Source organism: Fluviispira multicolorata, from assembly GCF_009208585.1.
In the GTDB taxonomy this organism is placed as follows: domain Bacteria; phylum Bdellovibrionota_B; class Oligoflexia; order Silvanigrellales; family Silvanigrellaceae; genus Silvanigrella; species Silvanigrella multicolorata.
The window spans coordinates 98,233-120,107 of the sequence record NZ_WFLN01000009.1; the positions used below are offsets into that span (position 1 = coordinate 98,233).

18 protein-coding genes are annotated in these 21,875 nt (G+C 32.5%); 6 read left to right on the forward strand and 12 right to left on the reverse strand.

The window, feature by feature from the left end:
• Nucleotides 1-7 precede the first annotated feature (7 nt).
• The 3 genes from GCL57_RS12385 to GCL57_RS12395 are packed head-to-tail and all read left to right on the forward strand — an operon-like array spanning nucleotide 8 to nucleotide 3,709.
• Nucleotides 8-1,237, forward strand: coding sequence for an ATP-grasp domain-containing protein (locus tag GCL57_RS12385; protein WP_152213667.1), 1,230 nt, complete (start codon nucleotides 8-10; stop codon nucleotides 1,235-1,237).
• An 11-nt stretch (nucleotides 1,238-1,248) separates the two neighbouring features.
• Nucleotides 1,249-2,514, forward strand: a complete 1,266-nt coding sequence (locus GCL57_RS12390; RefSeq protein WP_152213668.1) for an ATP-grasp domain-containing protein — start codon at nucleotides 1,249-1,251, stop codon at nucleotides 2,512-2,514.
• On the forward strand, nucleotides 2,474-3,709 hold the full coding sequence (locus tag GCL57_RS12395; protein WP_152213669.1) for an MFS transporter: 1,236 nt from the start codon (nucleotides 2,474-2,476) through the stop codon (nucleotides 3,707-3,709). The genes GCL57_RS12390 and GCL57_RS12395 overlap by 41 nt, the downstream gene beginning before the upstream one ends.
• Here GCL57_RS12395 and GCL57_RS12400 read toward each other — a convergent pair.
• Both GCL57_RS12400 and lepB read right to left on the reverse strand, forming a co-directional pair.
• Complete coding sequence (locus GCL57_RS12400; RefSeq protein ID WP_152213670.1) at nucleotides 3,706-6,588, reverse strand: hypothetical protein; 2,883 nt, start codon at nucleotides 6,586-6,588, stop codon at nucleotides 3,706-3,708. The genes GCL57_RS12395 and GCL57_RS12400 overlap by 4 nt on opposite strands.
• Before the next feature lie 181 nt (nucleotides 6,589-6,769).
• A complete protein-coding gene (gene lepB / locus GCL57_RS12405) occupies nucleotides 6,770-7,471 on the reverse strand; it encodes a signal peptidase I (protein ID WP_161597747.1) in 702 nt (233 codons plus the stop codon).
• A gap of 85 nt (nucleotides 7,472-7,556) precedes the next feature.
• Here lepB and GCL57_RS12410 point away from each other — a divergent pair, with 85 nt between their 5' ends.
• Nucleotides 7,557-9,617 (forward strand): site-specific recombinase, encoded by a 2,061-nt coding sequence (locus GCL57_RS12410; protein ID WP_161597748.1) that lies wholly within the window; start codon nucleotides 7,557-7,559, stop codon nucleotides 9,615-9,617.
• A 37-nt stretch (nucleotides 9,618-9,654) separates the two neighbouring features.
• Here GCL57_RS12410 and phnD (GCL57_RS12415) read toward each other — a convergent pair whose 3' ends face one another.
• The 5 genes from phnD (GCL57_RS12415) to GCL57_RS12435 form a co-directional block, all read right to left on the reverse strand.
• Nucleotides 9,655-10,590 carry a phosphate/phosphite/phosphonate ABC transporter substrate-binding protein gene (gene phnD / locus GCL57_RS12415; RefSeq protein ID WP_152213673.1) on the reverse strand — a complete coding sequence of 312 codons (936 nt, stop codon included), beginning with the start codon at nucleotides 10,588-10,590 and terminating at the stop codon, nucleotides 9,655-9,657.
• 45 nt (nucleotides 10,591-10,635) lie between these two features.
• A complete protein-coding gene (gene phnD, locus GCL57_RS12420; protein WP_152213674.1) occupies nucleotides 10,636-11,550 on the reverse strand; it encodes a phosphate/phosphite/phosphonate ABC transporter substrate-binding protein in 915 nt (304 codons plus the stop codon).
• A gap of 85 nt (nucleotides 11,551-11,635) precedes the next feature.
• Nucleotides 11,636-12,436 (reverse strand): MetQ/NlpA family ABC transporter substrate-binding protein, encoded by an 801-nt coding sequence (locus GCL57_RS12425; protein ID WP_152213675.1) that lies wholly within the window; start codon nucleotides 12,434-12,436, stop codon nucleotides 11,636-11,638.
• A gap of 18 nt (nucleotides 12,437-12,454) precedes the next feature.
• Entirely contained in the window at nucleotides 12,455-13,114 is a 660-nt protein-coding gene (locus GCL57_RS12430; protein ID WP_152213676.1) for a methionine ABC transporter permease, read from the reverse strand.
• Nucleotides 13,083-14,138, reverse strand: coding sequence for a methionine ABC transporter ATP-binding protein (locus tag GCL57_RS12435; RefSeq protein WP_152213677.1), 1,056 nt, complete (start codon nucleotides 14,136-14,138; stop codon nucleotides 13,083-13,085). The genes GCL57_RS12430 and GCL57_RS12435 overlap by 32 nt, the downstream gene beginning before the upstream one ends.
• 353 nt (nucleotides 14,139-14,491) lie before the next feature.
• Between GCL57_RS12435 and GCL57_RS12440 the strand changes: the two genes are divergently transcribed.
• Entirely contained in the window at nucleotides 14,492-15,730 is a 1,239-nt protein-coding gene (locus GCL57_RS12440) for an aspartate kinase (protein WP_152213678.1), read from the forward strand.
• Here the strand turns inward: GCL57_RS12440 and GCL57_RS12445 are convergent.
• Complete coding sequence (locus GCL57_RS12445) at nucleotides 15,716-16,423, reverse strand: VC0807 family protein (RefSeq protein ID WP_152213679.1); 708 nt, start codon at nucleotides 16,421-16,423, stop codon at nucleotides 15,716-15,718. The genes GCL57_RS12440 and GCL57_RS12445 overlap by 15 nt on opposite strands.
• Nucleotides 16,424-16,440: 17 nt before the next feature.
• Nucleotides 16,441-16,866, reverse strand: a complete 426-nt coding sequence (locus GCL57_RS12450; protein WP_152213680.1) for an Rrf2 family transcriptional regulator — start codon at nucleotides 16,864-16,866, stop codon at nucleotides 16,441-16,443.
• Between the two features lie 377 nt (nucleotides 16,867-17,243).
• Between GCL57_RS12450 and GCL57_RS12455 the strand changes: the two genes are divergently transcribed.
• Nucleotides 17,244-17,834: an O-methyltransferase gene (locus tag GCL57_RS12455; RefSeq protein ID WP_152213681.1), complete on the forward strand. Its 591-nt coding sequence runs from the start codon at nucleotides 17,244-17,246 to the stop codon at nucleotides 17,832-17,834.
• An 80-nt stretch (nucleotides 17,835-17,914) separates the two neighbouring features.
• Here the strand turns inward: GCL57_RS12455 and GCL57_RS12460 are convergent, their stop codons facing one another.
• The 3 genes from GCL57_RS12460 to GCL57_RS12470 are packed head-to-tail and all read right to left on the reverse strand — an operon-like array spanning nucleotide 17,915 to nucleotide 21,868.
• Complete coding sequence (locus GCL57_RS12460) at nucleotides 17,915-19,999, reverse strand: hypothetical protein (protein WP_152213682.1); 2,085 nt, start codon at nucleotides 19,997-19,999, stop codon at nucleotides 17,915-17,917.
• 46 nt (nucleotides 20,000-20,045) lie between these two features.
• Nucleotides 20,046-21,047, reverse strand: a complete 1,002-nt coding sequence (locus GCL57_RS12465; RefSeq protein ID WP_152213683.1) for an ABC transporter ATP-binding protein — start codon at nucleotides 21,045-21,047, stop codon at nucleotides 20,046-20,048.
• Nucleotides 21,047-21,868 carry an ABC transporter permease gene (locus GCL57_RS12470; RefSeq protein WP_152213684.1) on the reverse strand — a complete coding sequence of 274 codons (822 nt, stop codon included), beginning with the start codon at nucleotides 21,866-21,868 and terminating at the stop codon, nucleotides 21,047-21,049. Before GCL57_RS12470 ends, GCL57_RS12465 begins: the two co-directional genes overlap by 1 nt.
• Between the last annotated feature and the right edge of the window lie 7 nt (nucleotides 21,869-21,875).

The window sequence follows — 21,875 nt, forward strand, 5'->3', positions numbered from 1 at the left end:
TAATGTTATGAAACACATTCTTATTGTTGAGCCTCAATCCTCTGGCTTAAAGCTTGTTGAACAAGCGCTAGCTGATGGATATAAAATATGGATTGCATCAGCTGAAATTGCGGAAAGAAATATCCCGGATGTATTTAAAAATAAAATTGCAGGGATTATTAAATGTGATTCTATGTCGGCAGAAAATGTATATTTTGAAACTCATAGATTTGCAAATGAGAAAAATATTACATTTGATGCAGTTATTCCAGGGTTTGAATATTATGTTGAAGTTTGCTCGATAGTATCTAAAAATCTAAATATTAAATCTTTAAATGTTGAAAATGCAAGATGTTGTCGTATTAAGAATTTAATGCGAGAAAGATTAACTCAAAAAAATGTTGAAGTTCCAAGTTATATATTTTTAAAATCGGAGCAAACAGAATTAGATATTCCACTTGATTTTTCTTTTCCAGCGATTATTAAACCTGTTAATATGTCAGGTAGTATGCATGTATATAAAGTATTATCTTTTGCAGATTTATCACATAAAATAAGTAAAATAAGAAGCTCAAACGATAATGACTTAGATCTTGAAGTATCAAAAGAACTACTAATCGAAGAATATATTGATGGAGATGAGTTTAGTATTGAAGGAATTGTGGACTCTCTGAGCGGAGAAATTTATATTTGGTCTGTCACTCGAAAAGTTTTAGGTGGTGCTTCTGGTTTTGTTGAAATTGGTCATATTGTGAGTGATTTTAATAATCTAGAAAATGCTGAAAAAATGATTTCTTATTGTAAGCAGGTTGTTTTGGCTTTGGGCATTGATATGGGCCCCTTTCACGCAGAATTGAGGTATTGTAATAAACGAAAGCGCCCAATTTTAATGGAAATTGGTGCACGCTTAGCTGGAGATCATTTGCCTGAATTAATTTCCGAAGCACGCGGGATTTCATTTTTTAAATCTGCTCTAGACTCTATTCTATTGAAGAAAATTGAAAACCCACAATTGTGGCAGGGTGCAGCAGGAATTTGCTTTTTATTAAGAAATCAGGAGTTCTTACCACATAAAATTGAGCAAAGAGTGAATTCTATAAATTGGAAATATTTAAAAGAAATTCATTGGAATATAACTAATGACCCTTATATTTATGGTGATTTTAGGGATCGAATATGCACAGCTCGTTTTTTTGGGGAAGATACTATTGAACTTGAAAATGAGATGAAACATTTTTACGAACTTAATTTTTTTTAAAAGATAAATGTATGAAAAAAAAAATTCTGATTATAAATCGATGGAACGATGAGTTTTCTGACTATCGAAAACATCTGCCAGAGAATCAATTTGAAATATATATGCTTATATTGATTGGGAATGAAAAATCAATTGATAGTAATTCTCCAAATGACTACAGAATTTCAAAGGATTTGAATTATAATTCCTGCAAAGAGCTTATGATTGATCTGATTTTAAAAAACTCTTCAACTGAAAATAAATTAGTCTTTGATGAGTTAATTGCTTTTTCAGAATATGATTTAATTATTGCTGCCCAATTAAGAGATTTTTTTCTAATACCAGGCGACAATTTAGATAAAGTTTTACTTTGGCGTGATAAAAACTTAATGAAGGAAAGGCTTTCTCGTTTTTCAATTCGTGTGCCAAAATGGAAAATTCCAAATGATTTAAATGATATAATAGAATTTTTAATATCTTGTAAAAATGGAATTGTATTAAAACCTCTGCGAGAAGCTGCAAGTATTGGCGTATTTATTTGCTTCACAGAATTAGACGTGCAAAATATTTATCCGACAATTCAGTCGCAACTTTTTGAGTATGAAGTTGAAGAATATATTTCAGCACCCATTGGGCATATTGATGGTTTTGTCCAAGATGGAGAATTGAAGTTTGCTAAAGTAAGTCAATATATCGGAACATGTTTATCCTTTCAAAAAGGACACCCTTTGGCATCATATACGCTTGAAAATACTAAAAAATCAGAAAAATTGATTGATTTTGCAAAATTGTGTTTGAAGCATTTAAATGCGAGCAATAATGTTTTTCATTTGGAGATTTTTATTGCTGACGAGCCAATATTTTTAGAAGTAGGAATGAGAATAGGTGGGGGAGAAATTCCTTGGATTATGAGAGATGTATTTAAAATAAATTTATTTGATATATGGATGCAATTAATAATAAAAACGAAAATTAAATTGGCAATGGAGAAACTTGAAGATACTGTGGCTGGATTTCTAATGATACCTTATCCAGTTAATAAAAAATTACTTGAAATTCAATTCGATCAAGAGAGAATTCAAGAAATTTATAGTTCAAAAATAATGTCGGTTGAGAACGAGCAGCTTTTTTTAGATGAAAATGAGAATATGCTTGCTAGTTTTAGATATCGAAGTAATAATTTAGAGAGTTTAAAAGAAGCAATTAAAAAAACAATTAAAAATTTTAGACCTATTTTTGAATTGTGTGAGAGCATTAATGAAAAATCTCCTTCCAATATTAACAGTACGGTTTTGTAGTTCCTTGGGCGATCAAGCCTTGGTTTATGGAATTCCCATTTTAGTTTTTCAATTAACCGGAAGTATGTCTGCTTCTGGTTTAGCTTTTGCAATTGAATGGATTCCAAGATTAATAGCTATGCCACTAAGTGGTGCTGCGGCAGATATTTTTGGTCCACGTAGATTGTTATTAAGTTCTGATATTTTTCGCTTTATCGTTACTTTTATTGCAGGAATTATTTTATTCTTTCCTATAACATCGCACTCAACAATAGCATTAATTTTTGGAATATTAGGCGGAGCAGTTGGGTTCTTTCATGAAATGGCTTTTGTTTCTTTTGAATCTTTAGCGCCGCGTCTGGTAACAATGCATGACTTGCCAAAATTGCATACGGTATTACAGGGACTCGATTTAGGAACCCAAATAATTGCTCCTGGTCTTGCCGCATTGTTGCTAATTAATTTTAATTCAAGTGCATTTATTTTTACGTTATCAGGAATTTTTTTATGTGGATTTTTATTTTCGAGTAAAAGTAAACTTATTAAAAATATATCTTTAGATGATATAAAAAATATTGATTTAAAAATTCTACATAAACAGACCAAGAAGCAAATACTTGAAGGTGTTTTTTTTGTTTTAAAGTCAAAAAATATTTTGGCATTGATTGCAATATCGATCACTATGAATTTTTCCCTTGGAATTGTCCTTTCAGGAAGTGCTGGTTATTTGAAAGAAGGCCTTGGCAGCTCTGCTCAAATGGCTGGGGTGCTCGGAACAGCTTCGGGTATTTTAGGTTTATTTAGTTTTGTCATTATTCCTCTTTATTTAAGTAAATATAGTTTATTTTCCCTAGGCACTTTAGGTGTTTTATTGTTTTTTATCTGTAATGTCTCATTAGCAGTTTTTCATAATGTTTGGATATATGGATTATTGTATGCAGGACTTTTTCTGTCAGATGGATTTTATACGGTTTTTATGCGAACAATGCGTGTGAGCTTTATTCCTAAAGAAGTTTTTTCAAGTGCTATCGGCATTATACTTTTACTGAATTTTATATTCATGCCTATTTCTGGCTTTTCACTTGCACTTTTGGGAGGATCGCCAGAAAGTTATCGATATCTGATTATTGCATCGTCTTTTTTATTTATTTTAGTTGCTATAACTTCATTAATTATATTGTCTAAAAAGAGTTTAATTATTAAAAATCTTTTTTAACTCAGCCAAATCGATTTTCCAAGTATAATTTCAATGGGTGAAGCATCATAGGATTTTTCTATACATTCATATGCAATTCCAGTTCCACTACTATAAATTGGGTAATCTAATTTTGAAGTGATGTTTAATTTAGGGCTACTTGCGACGGAGTCATAAATATAATAGGAATAAACAATTTGAAAACCACAATTTTTTAGATTTACTACAGAGTTTGCTGTGTTTTCAATTTTATTAAAGGTCATACGTGGAAGGCCTTTAAAATGAAACTTATGATATATGCTTGTTCCATTTGAACTTAAATGATTTCGGTAAGCAAATTTATTTGCTTCTGAATATAGCCAGGCAATATCTCCAAATAAAATAATATCCTTTTCATTTTTAAACAATGGACGTATTCCAACTGAAACTCTAAAACTTTTTGTAGAGCTTAGGCTTGCTTGAATTGTGTTTGTCCAATTTCCAAAATCTAAATCAAGTCGATTGTAAGAGATATCTTTATGTATACTTCTTAATAAGCTTGGATATGTTGCAAGGGTTGAGTTTATTAAATCTTTATCGAGTGAAAAAAGCGGATGCGCCTTAATTAAATCTTCTAAAGGATCTATTCCTGTTAAATTGCATTTAATTTTATCATAGTCTACTTTATTGACCAAATAATTATTTGATTTAGCTTTTATATATATTTCAGCGTAGGGAATTGATTGTTGATTAATAAGCATTTGGCTTGAATATTTTGGAATGTTTACAATATATGAACCAGTTAATGGCGCTGGATTTTCTTGGGAATTCCAAACAATATCTTGTTTACTGAGTCCAAGTCGATGTGCATATCTAAAGCCAAGTTTAATTTTATTAGACGCTACATAGTTCATATTAACTAAAGAATCTTCAGTTTGAGTAACGATTGAAGCTGGAAAAATATTAGGCTGATTGTATATAAATTTATTTAAATTAATGCCCTTGGAAAACTCATAAATATCTACACTTTGTCTTCTTGCTAATGGGTAGTATTCATTATCTTTAAACCAAGTGGATTGAGTTTTCTGTACAGATGCTTTTAATCTTTTTAATGAATCTATTGTTGAGTCGAAATCGAGCATTTTTTTAATATGATTTTTATGACTTTCACTCCATACCATAATGGCTATTTTGGGGCGAAGTTCATGCAGTTCTGTAATATAATTGTATGTCCAAGCGTTTCGTCCACGTGGAGAAAGTCCCCATCCTTCTCTTCCCCATCCATTGTAAAGACCTTGCTGCAATGACCAAAGTGAAGTGTGTGACATAATGCTATTATAACCAGTTGAAGCATCTGAATCTGAGTAATCTTTTCTAATGGCAAATTCATAAGTAGCATAGCCATAGGAATCTGTTTTCCAAAATTTGCTTTGATTGTAACGAGAGCCTATTCCTGAGACAAAATCTTTGTGCGTTCCTGGGTAGCCTCTCCGAAATGTTAGGCTCACACATTTGGCTTTAGCCGCAGCTGTGTAGAACATATTTTTCCAGAGTCTAAGAGCATAATTTTCAGTTTCTTGCACGGATTGTCTATAATATTCTTCCCAAGTCGAAATTATTATTGTTAATCTTTTATCAATCTCTGTAAAAGCAGTTTCAATTTGGGGGCGTAAAATAGCATAAGTAGGTTTTTGTTTATCAAGTTCTTGTGTCACATAATAATCTAAAAGATGTTGTGAAACAAAAATGAAACTTTCAACAAGATTTGCAAATACCTTTGTTGAAGCTTTTAAAACATAAGTAGCGTCATAGCCACTTGTTTCGCTGTAATAATCAGGCAATGAAAAATCTAAAGCTCCAATAACATTTACAGACTCACTCCAATTTGCACCATTCTCCGTATAGACTCGGGTTGCGTCGTATTTTTCATTTGGTTTTGCTAAAATTGTTTGTTTTACATAGTTCTTATCAATAATAATATTAATGGCATTATAAATAGCGTCTGTACTAGATGGGTCTGTTAGCTGTTTGAATAAAAAATTAAAATAAGAATTTTGAGAATTAAATAAATGACCTAATAAACTTTTTTCGTCAAATTTTTCAGTTCCCTCTTGCTGAATCAAGGTAACATATGTTTTAAAATAACTTTCAGATAGTTGAGCGGTAGCTTCAATATACATTCTTGTTTTTGTAATATAATCATTGATAAAAGCCTCTTTTAAAAGGAGTTTAATTTCTGACTTAAGTTGCTCTATAGCCGCTTTAAATTCAGCCCTTATTTCCTCTAGCTTATTTAATACATCGGCAATAGAGGGTTCTTTTAATTCTGGAATAAACATACCTAGGAGTGACTTAGCGGCTGAAAATGCTGATCCTGCAGCAGATGCGTAGCCTCCGAGAGTTCCTAAAACCGTAAATACTTTTCCAACAGTGCTTGATACTTTTGAAATCGTAATAACACCTTGATTCAAAGTTTCTGTGAGTTTAATACCTTCTTTTATATGAAAATTATAGCTTTGTTGTAGACCAACTATCTCTTTTATATTAATAGATTTGACTAATATATTATTTGCATGATGTGATTTCCATAAAAAAACATTATCATTTTTAATTTCTTCGGGTAGGAATTGAAATACAGGATGATTCGAATCATTAATATCTATTATTTTAACATTTGATCTGTGTTCATCTGAAATTTGGTTATATTCCTGATAAAAAATATAATTATTGGGCGATTCTACAGTGCTTAAATCAACATAAAAAAGCGTTGTATATTCGCTTTCTTCCGCTGGTTCAGCATTTAATATATTCAAAGGAAATTTAAATTCGGTATTAGTTACTTTATTTGCTTTGTTGTTTTCTAAATACTCATACTCAATTTGGGTAGAGTTATCATTTTTTGAAATCTTTTTTTTATTCATCTTGTTCTCCCTCGAGAAAAATATATTGAACAAAATTATTACATAGGAATTAGAATGAGGGAGGCTCAAATTTTTGACAGCAAAATATTTTAATTATGCTGAATAATTGAAATATTTAATTATTCTTTTTATTATAAAAAATTTTTACTATGTTGATACAGTAATAAAAGTATCACTTTAATTAATTTGTTAATTCTTTAAACCAGCGGTCATTGCGGAGTCCTGGTATGATTGAATTTTCTCTATCATAAGTTGAATAGGCTATGGTAAATGCACGGCCGTAGATGTTTTTTTCATCCATGAAACCCCAAAAGCGACCATCTTGAGAGTTGTCTCGGTTATCGCCTACTAATAATAATTTTCCTTCAGGGACAACCCATGTTTGAGTTTCGCCATCGGTCATGCCTCCCCATTTTTTCTTTAAAATAAAGTGAGGGTGTTTGCTGAAACCTGATTCAATAAATAAGTTTAAATTTTCAGCACTTTCGTTTCCGCCTAAATTTTTAAGTGGGGAACGATCTGTCTGAAGTTCCTGTTTTGCAAGAATTCCATTTACAGTTAAAATTCCATTTGTAAATTTAACTTTATCTCCTCCCACACCAATAACTCTTTTAATTAAAGTTATTTTATTTTCTTTATCTGGACCCTCAAAAACAACAATGTCACCTTTTTGGGGTTGATCCCAGCTATATATGCGCGTTTGCATAAATGGCAACATTATGCCATAAGAGAGTTTATTGACGACAACGTGATCGCCTATTTTTAATGTGGGCAATAACGATCCACTTGGTATTACATACCAATTTAGTATGGATGATCTAAATATAAAAATTGCTGCTATAATATAAAAAATTGATTTTAATTCGTTTGCCATCTTACTCATAGGGAAAAAACACCTCATTTACAAGAGCCCATTAGGGTATATCATAAATTGGCAGAAATGCGATAGGAAGTAAAAGGGGGATATTTTGATTATAATTAGGAACTTCATAAATGGAGTTGAAAAATTCTTCAACCAAGGAAATGCAAAATATGATCTCAATACAATTCTTTCAAATGCTAACCCTAAAGTGTCCCTTGAGGAAAGGGTAGATTGGATTCAAAATCTACTCATTTGGATCCGTTCTACTGAACATATTCCAATTCAATTTGACCCATCAACAGGCCAAATACACACTGCACGTGTTCGTTTTATTTTGCAATTATTAGATAGAAATATCGAGTGGAAGAAAGCGGTTTCTGAAACTCTGCGCTCGGTTATTAAAGAAACAAAATCACTCCAGCTATTTTGCCATACAGGTCTTCCTCAAGAAGTTGGTTTTTTACAAGAAGCAACTGATCGGATGGTAAATAAAATTATCCCTACCCCGCCAGACGATACTGAGCTCTCAGAACTTTTTTTAAAAATTTTCCCAAATGAAGAAGATGCTATTTGGGTCAGCAATTTAACTAAAGAAACGATTGAAAAAATAAAAGAACTTATTCAATTTGAAGCAGAAGAAGGGGAGAAAATATGGAAGGCAATCGAAGAAGATATTGAAGATGCAATTTATGTTTTAGTAAGCCAAATTCACGCTATGGGTTTATCAGATGGAATACGAAGAAGAATTAGTAACAAGATAATAAAAGACTCTCCATTTATTGGTTTAAGCGATAGTATAGATATTTTTCTTCATTATTATCGTAAAAAAAATAATGAAAAAATGATCGATTATGCAAAGCTTTATCGACAGTATATTTTAGAATGTAAAAAATCAGTACAAGAGGTTTTTCAACATCTCGATGAATTTGGAGTAAGTGTTGCTCTTGTGTATCAATTGGAAAAAATAACTTTTCATTTATCAAGACTCGAAGTTTTATTGGCATTTTTAAATCCGGTTGAAAAGCAAGATAATATTGAAATGATTCCTGTCTTTTTATCTCGACTTATTCGAGAAAGTTTAGGCAAAAAAAGTGTTGTTACACTTATTCAAACAAATTTAAACCAAATGTCTCGAAAAATAGCCGAACAGTCTGGGAAAACCGGAGAGCATTATATCACAAGTAATAAAGAAGAGTATGTAGATCTTTTAAAGTCAGCAAGCGGCGGTGGGATTTTAATGGCATTTGCTACTACAATAAAATTTATTATTGTATCAATTAAATTACCACATTTTTTTGAAGGTTTTTTTGCATCTATAAATTATGCGAGTACTTTTGTTTTTATTCAGCTTTTAGGCTTTACGGTTGCGACAAAACAGCCCTCAATGACTGCAGCTTGTATGGCAGGAAAATTAAATAATACATATGATGAAGAATCATTAAATGAATTTGTAGATGAAGTTGTTAAATTAACAAGGTCACAATTTGCTGCAATAGTTGGAAACTTAGCCTTGGTCTTTCCAGTAAGTTTGTTGATTGATTTTATTTATAAATTAATTACTGGAAATCACTTTATTGATGAAGGTAAAGCAATTAATTCTGTTTTATCTATATCTATTTTTGGATCAAGCATCTTTTTTGCAATTTTTACTGGCTTTTTACTTTGGGTTTCAAGTGTCATTGCAGGTTGGGTGCAAAATTGGAGTATTTATAGAAGACTTCCCGAAGCAATCGAAAATAATAAGAGACTTATTTATGTGATGGGGAGAGAAAACTCTAGTAAATTAGCTTCATTTTTCTTGCATAATATTTCGGGATTTGGAGGAAATATTTCACTTGGATTTCTTTTAGGTATGACTCCAGTGGTTGGTATGTTTTTTGGCATTCCTCTCGAAGTGAGGCATGTAACTTTATCAACAGGATCATTTGCTTTTGCTCTCTCTTCTTTAGGCCTTGATGGGGTTCAAACAATAGATCTTGTTTTTGCCTGTTTAGGAATAGTCGCTATTGGTTTTTTAAATGTTGTGGTGAGTTTTTCTCTTGCATTGTCTGTAGCTATACGAGCAAGAAAAGTACAAAGCTTAGGAAGAAAACGAGTTAGAGCGGCAATAATAAGAAGACTCAGAAAGTCTCCTATAGATTTTATTTTCCCTTTAAATAAAAAATAATATTCTGTAAGAAGATATTTTTTATTGTAATCTATGATTATTTTTTACTAAAAATATTTGAAATATCGAGTCCCGAGGTCTCAACTTCTTTAACAAAATTTTCATAGTTTTTGTTGTCAGCAGTGATTGGATTGAGCTCGCTTATATTATTTATGTATTTTGGAAATTCTTTAATACATTCTGGAATTGCGACAGCTAATTTCTGCTTAACATCTTCTGGAACGCCTTTTCTTAAATAGACAGGCTCATTTGGAATAAGTGAAGAAAGCCAAATAATGCGAGTTTCTTTATATATATTAGGATAAATATTTTCGACACGAACTCGAGCGTCATTTTCTTTACCCGTAGAAGGATCTTTATTATTATAATATGCTGCTGTGGCATCTACTTGTCCTTGCATAAGTGCAATAATAGATGCATCCATACTTCCGGTTGCAAGTTCTTGTGAAAATTTCTTTTTATTTTTTTTCATAAGAATTGCTGGATAAATATAACTTGAAGCTGAGCTTGCATCTGAATATGCAAACTTTTTATTGTTTAAATCATTAACAGATTTAATATTTGAATTTGTTTTAACAAAGATTGCGGATTGATAACTCGTTGCCCCGAAGCGAGTGATTTCTAGGAAAGGTTCGGCATCGAAGCGTTTTTTTGCAATGAGAAAGCTTACGATATCGCCAAAAGCAAGATCGGCTTTTTGAGCACCAATAGCTTCAACAACGGCAATATAGCTATTTGGGACTTGTATATCGACAAATAATTTTGATTTTTGTTCAATACATTTAGCAACAGGTTTTGCGCTGACAAGTGCTTTTGCAGCTTGTCCAGAGGGAACTATTGCTATTTTAAATGGATTATTTCTTGTCCCGAGCTTTACTTCTGAAGTTGACTTTGTATTTGAATTGGATTCGGCATTTGCACTAGAAAATGAAAGGAACGTACAAAGAGCGAATATAAATCTTTTGTTTAACATAATAAATCCTCTCAATCGAATGAAGCTAATTCAGTTGCAGTTCAATTATTTTTTATTAGAATTTCCCAACACTTTTGCCACATCGAGATCTGATTTTTTTAGGGTTTCAATAAGATCTTTATAGCTATTGTCGCTTTCTTCTATTGGTAAAAGATCATCTATATCGTTGATGAGCAGAGCATGTTCACGCATACAACTTGGCATAGATTTTATAAGTTTTTCTTTAATTTCTTTAGGAATGCCCTTGCGAATAACCACAGGTTCATTTGGTATAAGTTCTGATTTCCAAATGATATTTGTTTTTTTAACTATGTCTGGGTAAATAGTAAGGAGTCTTTCACGAGCGTCACGGATTTTACCGGTTTTTGGATCGGGGTCATTGAAAAAGGCGGCAGCTGCATCGGCTTTGCCTTGCATAAGAGCCATAATGGAGGCATCCATGCTTCCTGTGGGAAGCTCTTGAGCAAAATTAACTTTATTTCTTTTCATTTCAAGTTTTGGTAAAATATAACCTGTTAATGAACCCGCATCGCCATATGCAAATGATTTTCCATTTAGATCTGAAATGGATTTAATTTTACTATCGCTTTTCACGATTAAAAAAGATTGGTAATCTGTGGTTCCAAAGCGAGCAACTTTAAAAAGAGCTTCTGCCCCATAGTTTTGTTCCATTAGAAAATATCCAAGAATATTACTAAATGCCACATCGACTTGTTTTGAGCCAAGGGCTTCGGTCACAGCTATGTAGCTATTAGGAACTTCGACTTGAATAAAAAGTTTCGTCTTTTGTTCAATACATTTGATAACAGGTTTTGCGTTATCGATGGCTTTACTGGCTTGGGCTTGAGGTATAATTGCTATTTTTAGGGGGTTATTTCTTGACCCGAGAGGAGCTTCGGCGTGAACCAAGGTTGGAAAAAGAATGCTTGTTAGAAAAAGGCAAGTGCGCATCAATCCCATAAAATATCCCTTACATAAAAATTCTTGTTTTAAAGAAGGGGGAGCAGATCTTTAAAACAAGAATCATTGAATTTGAAAATCTTAATTATTTCCAAGCTTTTACAGCACCAGGAAACAATTTTTCTGTTTCTTTAAGAACTGCGTCGGAGTTCATAACTTCCCTGAGCTCTTTAAATACTCTCTTACCTTTTTCAGACTCTTTTACAACAATTATATTGACGTAAGTTTCAGCGCTTTCTGGGTTTTCACGAAACAGTGCGTCGGAGGGTTTGAATTTTGCATTTAGTACGAAATCATTATTCAAAACCACTGCGGTTACATCTTCGACAGAGCGGGCTACTTGCGCAGCATCGACGGTTTGAATAATAATTTTCTTATGGTTTTCAGTAATATCTTTTGGAGTTGGAGTTTCTCCTACCCCTTCTTTGAGTTTAATTAATCCTGCATTTTTAAGAAGGATGAGAGCTCTACCTTGGTTGCTGGGATCGCTGGGTATTATAATTTTAGAGTCTTTACCGATTTCAGATAGCTTCTTGATATTTCTTGAATAGATTCCCATCGGGTAAATGAAAGTCTGGCCAACTTCCACAATTTTATATTTAGTATTAGATACATATTTTTTTAAAAAGGATCGGGTTTGAAAAATATTTGCATCAATTTCGCCTGAATTAAGGGCTTCATTTGGAAGAAAATAATTATCAAATGTAATGACCTTTATATCTAAATCATATTTTTCTTTCGCAAGTTTTTTTGCGACTTCGAGCACCTGCTTTGAGGGGCCAGAAGATATTCCAACTTTAATACTTTCACCAGCATGAGCAAATCCAACAGTTGAAATAGCAAGTCCGATAGACGTTAAAAGTTTTAATAGCTTGACAGATATCATAATGTTAGCTCCTTCAAATCAAATTGAGTGATGAGATATTTTACGGGTGATATAATCGCCGGTAAATTGAATGATGAGAACCAAAAGTACTAGGACAACTAATGCCTGTAGCATTACGGGAGTGTTAAATTGATAATAGCCATATTGAATAGCCATATTGCCAAGACCACTGCCTCCCACGGCTCCAGCCATTGCTGAATATTCTGTGAGGCTGACAAAAAGGATGGTGCAAGAATTTGCAATTCCTGGGACAGCCTCGGGTAAAAGAACTTTATAAATTATTTGAAAAGGTGAACATCCCATTGCTTGTGCTGCTTCAATAAGGCCTGAATTAATACTTGCAAACTTGCCTTCTACAATACGTGCAAAAAAGGGAATGGCGGCGACGCTTAAGGGAACCATCGCCGCTGCTGTTCCAATTGAAGAACCAACGACAAAGCGGGTAAATGGAATAATTGCCACCATTAAAATGACAAAAGGGACAGAGCGACCAATCGTAACAAAACTGCTTAATATTTTATGAACAACAATATTTTCATAAAACATCCCTTTTGCAGTGACGGTTAGGCCAATTGCAATTGGCAATCCAATAAAAAATGCTACCAATCCAGAAACAGCAACCATGTAAATTGTTGCAAAAGTGGATTCAAGCAATTGACTTAATGTTTCCTGAAACATATCCAATAACCTCAGTAGAAATATTTGTAGAATTTAAATAATTAATTCCCGCTTGTATGTTGGTTTGCTCTCCATATATTTGACAAAGCATAATTCCCATTGGAGAATTACTTACAACATCTAAGTGAGCTTGTAGAATATTTATTCTTAAATTAAACTTAATTACGAGTGCTGAAATAATGGCATCAGTAGAAGACTCTCCAACAAAAACAAATTTTAATATTGGATTTAATCCAATACCTGGTTCAAAGTGAAGTTGTTTTTCAATTCTTTCAGGTAATGCAATATGAAATGCAGAACTTACAAGTGCTTTTGCTGAAGCTGTTTTAGGGTTGCTAAAGAGTTCGACCATAGTAGAACATTCAATAATTTCTCCATTTTCAATGACTGCCACTCTATCACAAATTGATTTAACAACTTCCATCTCATGGGTAATTAAAAGTATTGTTAAATTAAATTTTTGATTAATTTCTTTTAATAAATTTAAAATTGATTTTGTGGTTTCTGGGTCCAGTGCAGAAGTCGCTTCATCGCATAATAAAACCTTTGGATTAGATGCTAATGCTCTAGCAATAGCAACTCTTTGCTTTTGTCCGCCACTTAATTGATTTGGGTATGAATCTTTTTTATCGACTAAACTTGTTACTTCAAGTAAATACTCGACTCTTTTTTGAATTTCTTTTTTACTCACTTTTGCAAGTTCAAGCGGAAGTGCAATATTTTTAAAAACGGTTGCAGAAGATAATAAATTAAAATGTTGAAAAATCATCCCAATTTTTCTTCGTTCAAGTCTTAAATCAGACTCTTTTAAAGATGATAAAGAAACAGAGTCAACAATAACCTCGCCCTCAGTGGGTCTCTCGAGTAAGTTAACACAGCGGAGTAAAGTGCTTTTTCCTGCTCCGCTTTTTCCGATAATCCCAAAAATTTCACCTTTTGAAACCTCGAGATCTATCCCTTTGATAGCATGAACGAGTCCTTGTTTGCTTTTAAAGTATTTTTTAATACCAAGGAGTTTAATCATATATTTTACCTAATAAGAAAATAAATAGACAAAAAAGAATATAAATTTGATTTCAATTAATTATAAATGATTTGCATATAACAACAATAGATAAGGAATTGAAAATTTGAAGACATGTACATTATGGAGTTATTTGTAGGGATATTAGAATAAAAAAGTAGATGCATGGTCATTCCCGCTTTAGCTGTTTTTACAATGTAAAATAGAAGCGCCCGCAAGCTGATTTTCAAATCGGCGCTGATTTTATTTAAATCATGAAATTAAATAAGAGTCAATAATGAATTGATCAAAACATCAACTGACAAGCAAATCTTCTTATGTTATACTAAATATTCAAAAAAAAGGAGTTTTTAATGGGTTTAAACTCAAACGAAATGACGAAGGAAAATTCAGATATTCACATTGGTCCAGTCTTTAAATTTGGTGGCACAAGTATGGGATCAATTGAGAGAATTGAGCATGTTGCTGATCTTTGCTTAAGACTAAAACCTTCGGCCATTGTCGTTTCTGCTATGGCTGGTGAAACGAATAGATTGGTAAATCTTGCTAAAGAAATATCCACAAATATTGATGTTCCTGAATATGACATGCTTGTTGCAAGTGGTGAGCAAGTTTCCGTATCACTACTTAGCTTAGCATTGAGAAAAAGAGGTATAGAACCCGCTCCAATGCTTGCTCCAAAGGCCGGGATATTGACCGATTCACATTTTTCGCGGGCAAGTATTTTAAAAGTAAATGGTGAATCTATTCGAGTAGCTATCCAAAAGGGGCAGTTGCCTGTCATTGCAGGTTTTCAAGGTGTGACTGAAGATGGGTATTTAACTTCCCTTGGGCGTGGGGGGTCAGACACCTCTGCTGTAGCTATTACATCTGGGATTGGTTCCAAAGAGTGTGTTATTTATACCGATGTAGATGGTGTTTTTACGACCGATCCACGAATTTGTCCTGAAGCCCGTATTATTCGGAAAATTAACTATGAAGAAATGCTTGAAATGGCCAGCCAAGGCAGTAAAGTTTTACATATTAGAAGTGTTCAACTCGCGGCAAAATGGGGTATTAAACTTGTTGTAAAAAACACATTCAGTCAAGACGAAGGAACAGAAATGATTATGATGGATTCTACTTTAGAAGGAGAAATAGTTTCAGGAATTGCTTCGAGTCAGAGTGAATCTTGGATAATTGCAGGTCCTTCTCAAGATCCCAAATTCAATTTAGCAAATGTATTTTCAATACTTGCAGAGAAAAATATAAATGTTGATATTATAAATCAAATGGTAAACTCAAAAGGAAATATTTTTAATTTTACGGTGGCGCAGTCCGACAGTGAATTATCATTAAAAATTCTTAAGAATCATTTTTCAAATATTGAATTAAGTGCAAACAATGATGTTGCAAAAATTTCTATTGTTGGAGTTGGTATGCGCACTCATGCAGGGGTTGCAGCGCGCATGTTTCGTTGTTTGGCAGAAAATAATATTGAAGTTCTACTTGTAACAACTTCTGAAATTAAGATTGGATGTCTTATTCCACGGAATTTAGTTAATTCTGCTGTTCAAGTGTTACATAAAGAGTTTGTTTCACTCGGTCTTTAGTATTTTATTTATATCTAAACCTGTAATAGTTTTTAATCTTTTTATAAACCACCAGAGTCCAAATCCAGATATTGCAATTTTGGGGATCATGACTACGATGTAACCTTTCCAGGTCATCTCCGCTATTTCTTTGTTAAAACTTTCAGTTCCTGCTGGACTAACAATAATATTTAAGGCTAAAAAGAAATTTATCACTCCGCCCAAAAAGAATGCAAATCCAAATATAAACGTTACTTGCCATATTAATTTTTTAAATAAACTTTCAGAATTATTTTCTTTAAGTTTAGTTTCAAGCAATTCAATATTGAAAACATTTTCATTGTAAATAAAATAATTGATTAATGGTTTACCTACCCAAACAGAAACAATTGTTACAACTCCAAGAAGTGTGGGAATTGCAGCTTCTTTAACTGCAAACCAAAATCCATCGACTTTATAAATAACGAAAATTCCTTTTATTACAATACTCATAATTGCAAGAATCGAAATTGGATTTAATTGTCTTCTTTTTAAGATGTCATATATAGCATAAAATAATGGAAATGCTAGAGCTATAAAGAAAGTATTCACAGCACCGAATGTAGAGCTCATCTTATTTAAAATGAAAAACGGAATAAAAACATTAAAAATAATAGATATAAAAAGATTTTCTTTAGGTTTTTTTACAAGATTTTGTTGAGTAAGATTTTTCATATTAACTTTCTTAAAATTTAAGCTTTTTTATTGAACGAATTTTTATCAACTAAGATATCTGCCAAAGTTTTTGATTCTAATGTTTTTAAAAAATTGAGTTTAGCTTCGTACAGGATATTTTTTAAACCACACATTGGAGATAAAATACATTGATTTTTATCTTTATTAAAACATTCTACTAAGTCGAAATTTTTTTCCATTTCTTTCACTATTCTTCCAATATTTATATCCTTAGGTTTTTGTGCGAGACAAATTCCTCCTCCTTTTCCTCTAATGGTTTTAATGCTTCCATTTTCTCCTAGTTTATGAACAACGCGGGTTAAATGATGTTTAGAAATTCGATATGCTTTTGAAATTTCGTCAATTGTTGAAAGTTCCTCCCCCTTAAATGCCAAATAAATGAGCACTCTTAAAGAATAGTCTGTGTAGAGAGTGAGCTGCATTAGGGGTCCTTTCTGGATTAAACAGGTAATAAAAAGATCTTGATTGATATAAACCAAAAAGAAATTTTCAGAAATAAAAAGTTACTAGCAATTGATATTGGGTGGGAATTGAACAAAGATCTTCTCTTTTTTTTTCTTTAATAATATTGAATAAAATATAAAAATTATTAAAATTTTAATTTGTATTATAATTATTTAAATTTTTAAAAATCAAAAGTAATTATAAACCCTTACACTAAACTAAGGCTTGACAAGAAACTAAAAAGGTTATACTAAAATAGTACAAACCATATTATAATTTATACTAAATTATAATTTGAATTATAAATTAAATAATCTGTTAATTCCAAGATGAATTTGGCATAAGGAATGATTAAATGAATATAAACCTAGAGAAATTTAATGAGAGCAATGCACAAGAGATCATTTCGTTTATCAGAAGAAAATCTAAAGAAATTGGCTTTGAAAAATCATCTCAACAGCAAACTGGTGCTCTTTTGCGTCTTTTAGCTTCTTCAAAACCTAGGGGAAAATTTTTAGAACTTGGAACAGGTACAGGTTTTGGGTCAGCTTGGTTGCTTGAAGGTATGGATGATCATTCTAAACTTATTAGCGTTGACTGTGACGATAAAGTATTAAGTGTAGCTAAAGAAGCTTTTATTGGTGACAAAAGGATTGAGCTTGTGCATGAAAATGGTTTTGTATTTTTAAAAAAACAAGAACCTAAGAGTTTTGATCTTATATTTGCCGATGCCTTTCCTGGAAAATACGATCTCATTCATGAATCTTTAAACTTATTAAAACCAGGTGGATTTTATATTATTGATGATATGCTCCCGCAGCCTTTTTGGTCAGAGGAGCATAGTAAGAATTTAGAAGATGTATATGAAAGTCTCAAAAACTTAAGTGATGTTCACTCTGTTGGAATGAATTGGTCTTCAGGACTTGTGATATTCGTCCCAAAGTAATTTTATATATTTTAAATTAAAAGACCCCCTTTATAGAATTTATAAAGGGGGTTTCATTTTGGGACTGTTCTATTGTTCTATTACTCTGCCCAGATTTGTATTAAGAATGGGCTTATTTTCTGTAAATCACTGTTGAAAGTACAGGCGAACGCTGTCTTAGATCCGCAGAGATTCACAAGCTCGTCACCTCTACCAAGGTCAATAGTTTCATTTGCTTGTCTTTCATGCAACCAAAGAGTACCAAGAGCATCACTAAACCAATTGTAACATCTGAATGAAGTTTTTAAGCTAATTCCATCAGAATTCTTACTCGTGATTTTATATCCTTTATTTGGTTCTTTATTGCTCACATATTTTATAAAGAATTTTTTGTATCCACGTAAGTTGGTTGGAGAGAAGAAATCACTTGTCATTCTGTCTGATGAATAAACTCCTAACACATATCTTACAGGTCTCCAATTTGCTTCTGTAGAAGCAATAAGATTCCATGCTTTAATGTTATCAAGATCTGCTGAAGAATAATTAGATTTCTTTTCTTGTTCTTTACGAGAATTTGAATATTCGTTAAAACTATTTTGGCAACTTCCTTTGTTTTGATAGCATGTATCAGTAACATATTGGATTAATTCTTCTTCTCTTTGAGTTATATTAATCGCTTTTCCTACCACTTCTTTTTCATCAATTGTCAAACTTTCAAAAGAAGATTTATTTTTAATCCCTTGAGCAACGTTATGCTCACTTACAATTCTTTGACTTTCAGCACTGATATCATGTTTTATGTTTATAAATCCTTGGCTGTCTTGAGAGTATTTATTCAATGAACTGCTAATAAGTTTTCCATCTGAGTTTATTATATCAAGATTGCTGTAATCTACGACTTCATAACCACCCCGAGTAAATTTAACATTGCTTGATTCATCTGTGTATGAACTGATATTTTCAAGTTGAGCTGGAAAACTTTCTGCTGCGTATGTTTGAATTTCTGCAAACATTTTATCACAGCTATTTATATCGGTTGGGCTGCAAGTTGTTGCGATTATTTTAGGTAATTCACGTGGATCTCCACCAAGTTGAATTGCTTTCACTTCGATAGTGACATTTTTTAGAGTCTCTTGGCTCATTGTGGAGAATTTAACTTTCAGTTCAGGAGACATTCCCCCTTTAGCTCCTCCGCCAGTGCCTTTGGAAGGACTAATCATCTCTTTTACTTTGTCTATCGCTCCACTTTCTTTCACTTTATCAACGATTCCAGAAATTTTACTTTTTGGTTTGTCGTCTTTTTTATCTTCTGTGCTTGCAGAGTTATCTGCTTTTTTAGTTTCTGTGCCTATAGAGCTATCCGCTTTTTTAGTTTCTGTATTTGTAGCGCTATCTACTTTTTTAGGTTCTGTATTTGTAGCGCTATCTACTTTTTTAGGTTCTGCTTTGGCTTCTGATTTATCATCTGACTTTAAATCTGCTTTTTTAGCACCAAAGCTAAATGGGTTAGGAATGCTTGCTCCTACAGATGCATCAAAGCTATTTTTGGTATCTGCATTGTTAAAGCGGAAAATGGTTGTGATAACTAAATTGGCTTCAGCATTTTGTTTAGCTATAACTTTATCCCCACAAATTTTATAGAAATCACCAGTGCTATTTTGTAGGCTTTCATTATATTGATTATTAAGAATATAATTTTTATTTTCATTTATCTTGCCTAGAGTGTAGCTACCTTTAATTATTTTTATTGTCACTGTTCCTGTGCGAGATAGATTATTTGTGCTTGCTTCTCTTGCATAATTTGCTTCTGGTGAAATTGTGACGGGTACCCCTGAAACAGAAACAGGAATGGTTGCACTCACGCCTACACCAATTTTATTAAGCAGCTGTTGTTGGCTTAAGTCCATTTGATAGTCAATATTTGCAGAGGGATCCAATCTAAAATATGAAGTTTGATTTTCAAGACAGCGATTTGCGGAAATCCCTGTTATGCTTTTAAAACCTTTACCAATGGAATCAAGACGATTAAAGTCACTATTTATATTTGCCTTTTGCATAGTTGTACTGAAAGTACCAAATGCTTTAAGGCGGTTAGCACTCATGCTGTCGACAGAGTCAGATTTTTCTTGGCCGCAAGAAGTCAAAAATAAAGTGGTAAAAACAAAACTTTTTTGTATTATTCTCATAAAATTAAGCTCCTATGTAATACAAAGAGCTTATCGGCAGTTTATTTTAGATCTTAATATTTCCGTCATTGATTTTCATATAAACTTCTTCAAGTCCTGGAGATTCTGTAAAAATTTCTGAAATTCTTAAATGAAGTTTGTTTGAAATTTCACTTAATTTTCTTGAAGATGTTAAGAAGGATGACATTTCTCCTTGCTCATAATTAATAGAGATTTTGAGATCACCAGTGCTACTCGATACATTTTTAACAGATTCAAAAATAATGGAGTTTTCTTTAAGATATTTTGAATTCGTTTCAATCCATTGCTTTACATTGGGGACTTCAATCAGGCATGAAACGCGATGTTTGCCACCCAGAGAAAGGAGTTCTTTATTCTCTTTTAAAGTAACTATTTCGCCATTTTTCATGATTGCTATGCGGCTGCAAAAATCTTCTGCTTCCTGTAGATAGTGTGTTGTGAGAATAATGGTTAAACCATTTTGATGAAGTTCTTCTATAAATTTCCACATACTTTGTCTTAATTGGATATCTACCCCTGCAGTGGGCTCATCTAAAATAAGAATTTGTGGTTTATGAACGAGGGATCGTGCAATCATCATACGGCGCTTCATTCCACCGCTTAATTCACGCGTTGTTTTTTTTGAATGCTCTAGTAATTGCAATTTTTCTAATAAGAAATTGATCCAATTTTTATCTGGTTTCACGCCGGACAGTTTACTTTGAATACTAAGCATTGTTGGTAGGTTAAAAAATGAATCTGCAATTAATTCTTGTTGAACAACACCTATCATTCGTTTTGTTTTTTCGGAGTTATTTGTGACACTTAAGCCATTGATAAAAACATCACCTGTTGTGGGTTTATTTACTCCTGCAAGTAAACTGATTATTGTTGTTTTTCCTGCCCCATTGTGACCGAGCAATGCAAAACATTCACCGCTTTTAATTGTTAGGTTGAGTGGTTTTAATGCTTGAAAGTGTTCACCCTTTGGCATTTTATAATTCTTAGTAACATTCTTTAACTCTATAGATATTGAATTATTATTCATTATGACCTCAATCCAAATCCAGATTTTAATACTTGAATAGCAATTACTGATGAAATAATTAGAAAAATAGAAGAAACGCCAAATGATATAAGAGGTGTTGTATCCGACACTCCTAACATTGAATAACGAAACATACAAACAATATAAAAAATGGGATTTAAAAAGCGAATAAATTGTATCCACTCAGGAAATGAATTAAATGAAAAAAATACTCCAGAAAAAAAGACGAGTGGTTGAATAATAAATGAAAGAATGATCCCAATTTGTTCCCAAGATTTACAAATCGCACCGGCGGCGATTCCTAAGCTTCCAAAGATTCCAGTAGCTAAAATTATAGCTGCAACTAATGGAATGGGATTAAAAAATATAAAAGTGCCTGAACACAGTGATCCTGAAAAATATACAGCAATACCAACAATAAGTGATCTGATTATTGCACCGCAAACAAATGCAAACCACATTGCAAATGGAGTCAGGGGAGCCATTAACATATCAACAATTGTTCCCGTCCACTTCGATATCATAATGCTGCTCATTGGGTTTTGAATGCCCGCATTGATGATTTCCATTGCCATAATACCAGGGATTAAGAACGTAATATAATTATAGCCATGCGTTAAAATAGAATTATGTCCAGTCGACAACATTTTACCAATGGAGAGTCCAAATAAAGCAAAGTAAATGATTGAACTGCCTACGGGTGCTAAAATTGTTTGGGCAGGAACGGCAAAGAAGCGTCTAACTTCTCTTTCAAATACACCAAAGCCTGGTAACCAAGATTTAGAAATTACTTTTTTATTTAAATATTCATTTATATTCATGAATTAT

Coding starts and splice junctions, on each gene's coding strand:
- GCL57_RS12385 (WP_152213667.1), top strand. CDS start 8: ATGAAACACATTCTTATTGTTGAGCCTCAATCCTCTGGCTTAAAGCTT.
- GCL57_RS12390 (WP_152213668.1), top strand. CDS start 1,249: ATGAAAAAAAAAATTCTGATTATAAATCGATGGAACGATGAGTTTTCT.
- GCL57_RS12395 (WP_152213669.1), top strand. CDS start 2,474: ATGAAAAATCTCCTTCCAATATTAACAGTACGGTTTTGTAGTTCCTTG.
- GCL57_RS12400 (WP_152213670.1), bottom strand. CDS start 6,588: ATGAATAAAAAAAAGATTTCAAAAAATGATAACTCTACCCAAATTGAG.
- lepB (WP_161597747.1), bottom strand. CDS start 7,471: ATGAGTAAGATGGCAAACGAATTAAAATCAATTTTTTATATTATAGCA.
- phnD (WP_152213673.1), bottom strand. CDS start 10,590: ATGTTAAACAAAAGATTTATATTCGCTCTTTGTACGTTCCTTTCATTT.
- phnD (WP_152213674.1), bottom strand. CDS start 11,550: ATGGGATTGATGCGCACTTGCCTTTTTCTAACAAGCATTCTTTTTCCA.
- GCL57_RS12425 (WP_152213675.1), bottom strand. CDS start 12,436: ATGATATCTGTCAAGCTATTAAAACTTTTAACGTCTATCGGACTTGCT.
- GCL57_RS12430 (WP_152213676.1), bottom strand. CDS start 13,114: ATGTTTCAGGAAACATTAAGTCAATTGCTTGAATCCACTTTTGCAACA.
- GCL57_RS12435 (WP_152213677.1), bottom strand. CDS start 14,138: ATGATTAAACTCCTTGGTATTAAAAAATACTTTAAAAGCAAACAAGGA.
- GCL57_RS12440 (WP_152213678.1), top strand. CDS start 14,492: ATGGGTTTAAACTCAAACGAAATGACGAAGGAAAATTCAGATATTCAC.
- GCL57_RS12445 (WP_152213679.1), bottom strand. CDS start 16,423: ATGAAAAATCTTACTCAACAAAATCTTGTAAAAAAACCTAAAGAAAAT.
- GCL57_RS12450 (WP_152213680.1), bottom strand. CDS start 16,866: ATGCAGCTCACTCTCTACACAGACTATTCTTTAAGAGTGCTCATTTAT.
- GCL57_RS12455 (WP_152213681.1), top strand. CDS start 17,244: ATGAATATAAACCTAGAGAAATTTAATGAGAGCAATGCACAAGAGATC.
- GCL57_RS12460 (WP_152213682.1), bottom strand. CDS start 19,999: ATGAGAATAATACAAAAAAGTTTTGTTTTTACCACTTTATTTTTGACT.
- GCL57_RS12465 (WP_152213683.1), bottom strand. CDS start 21,047: ATGAATAATAATTCAATATCTATAGAGTTAAAGAATGTTACTAAGAAT.
- GCL57_RS12470 (WP_152213684.1), bottom strand. CDS start 21,868: ATGAATATAAATGAATATTTAAATAAAAAAGTAATTTCTAAATCTTGG.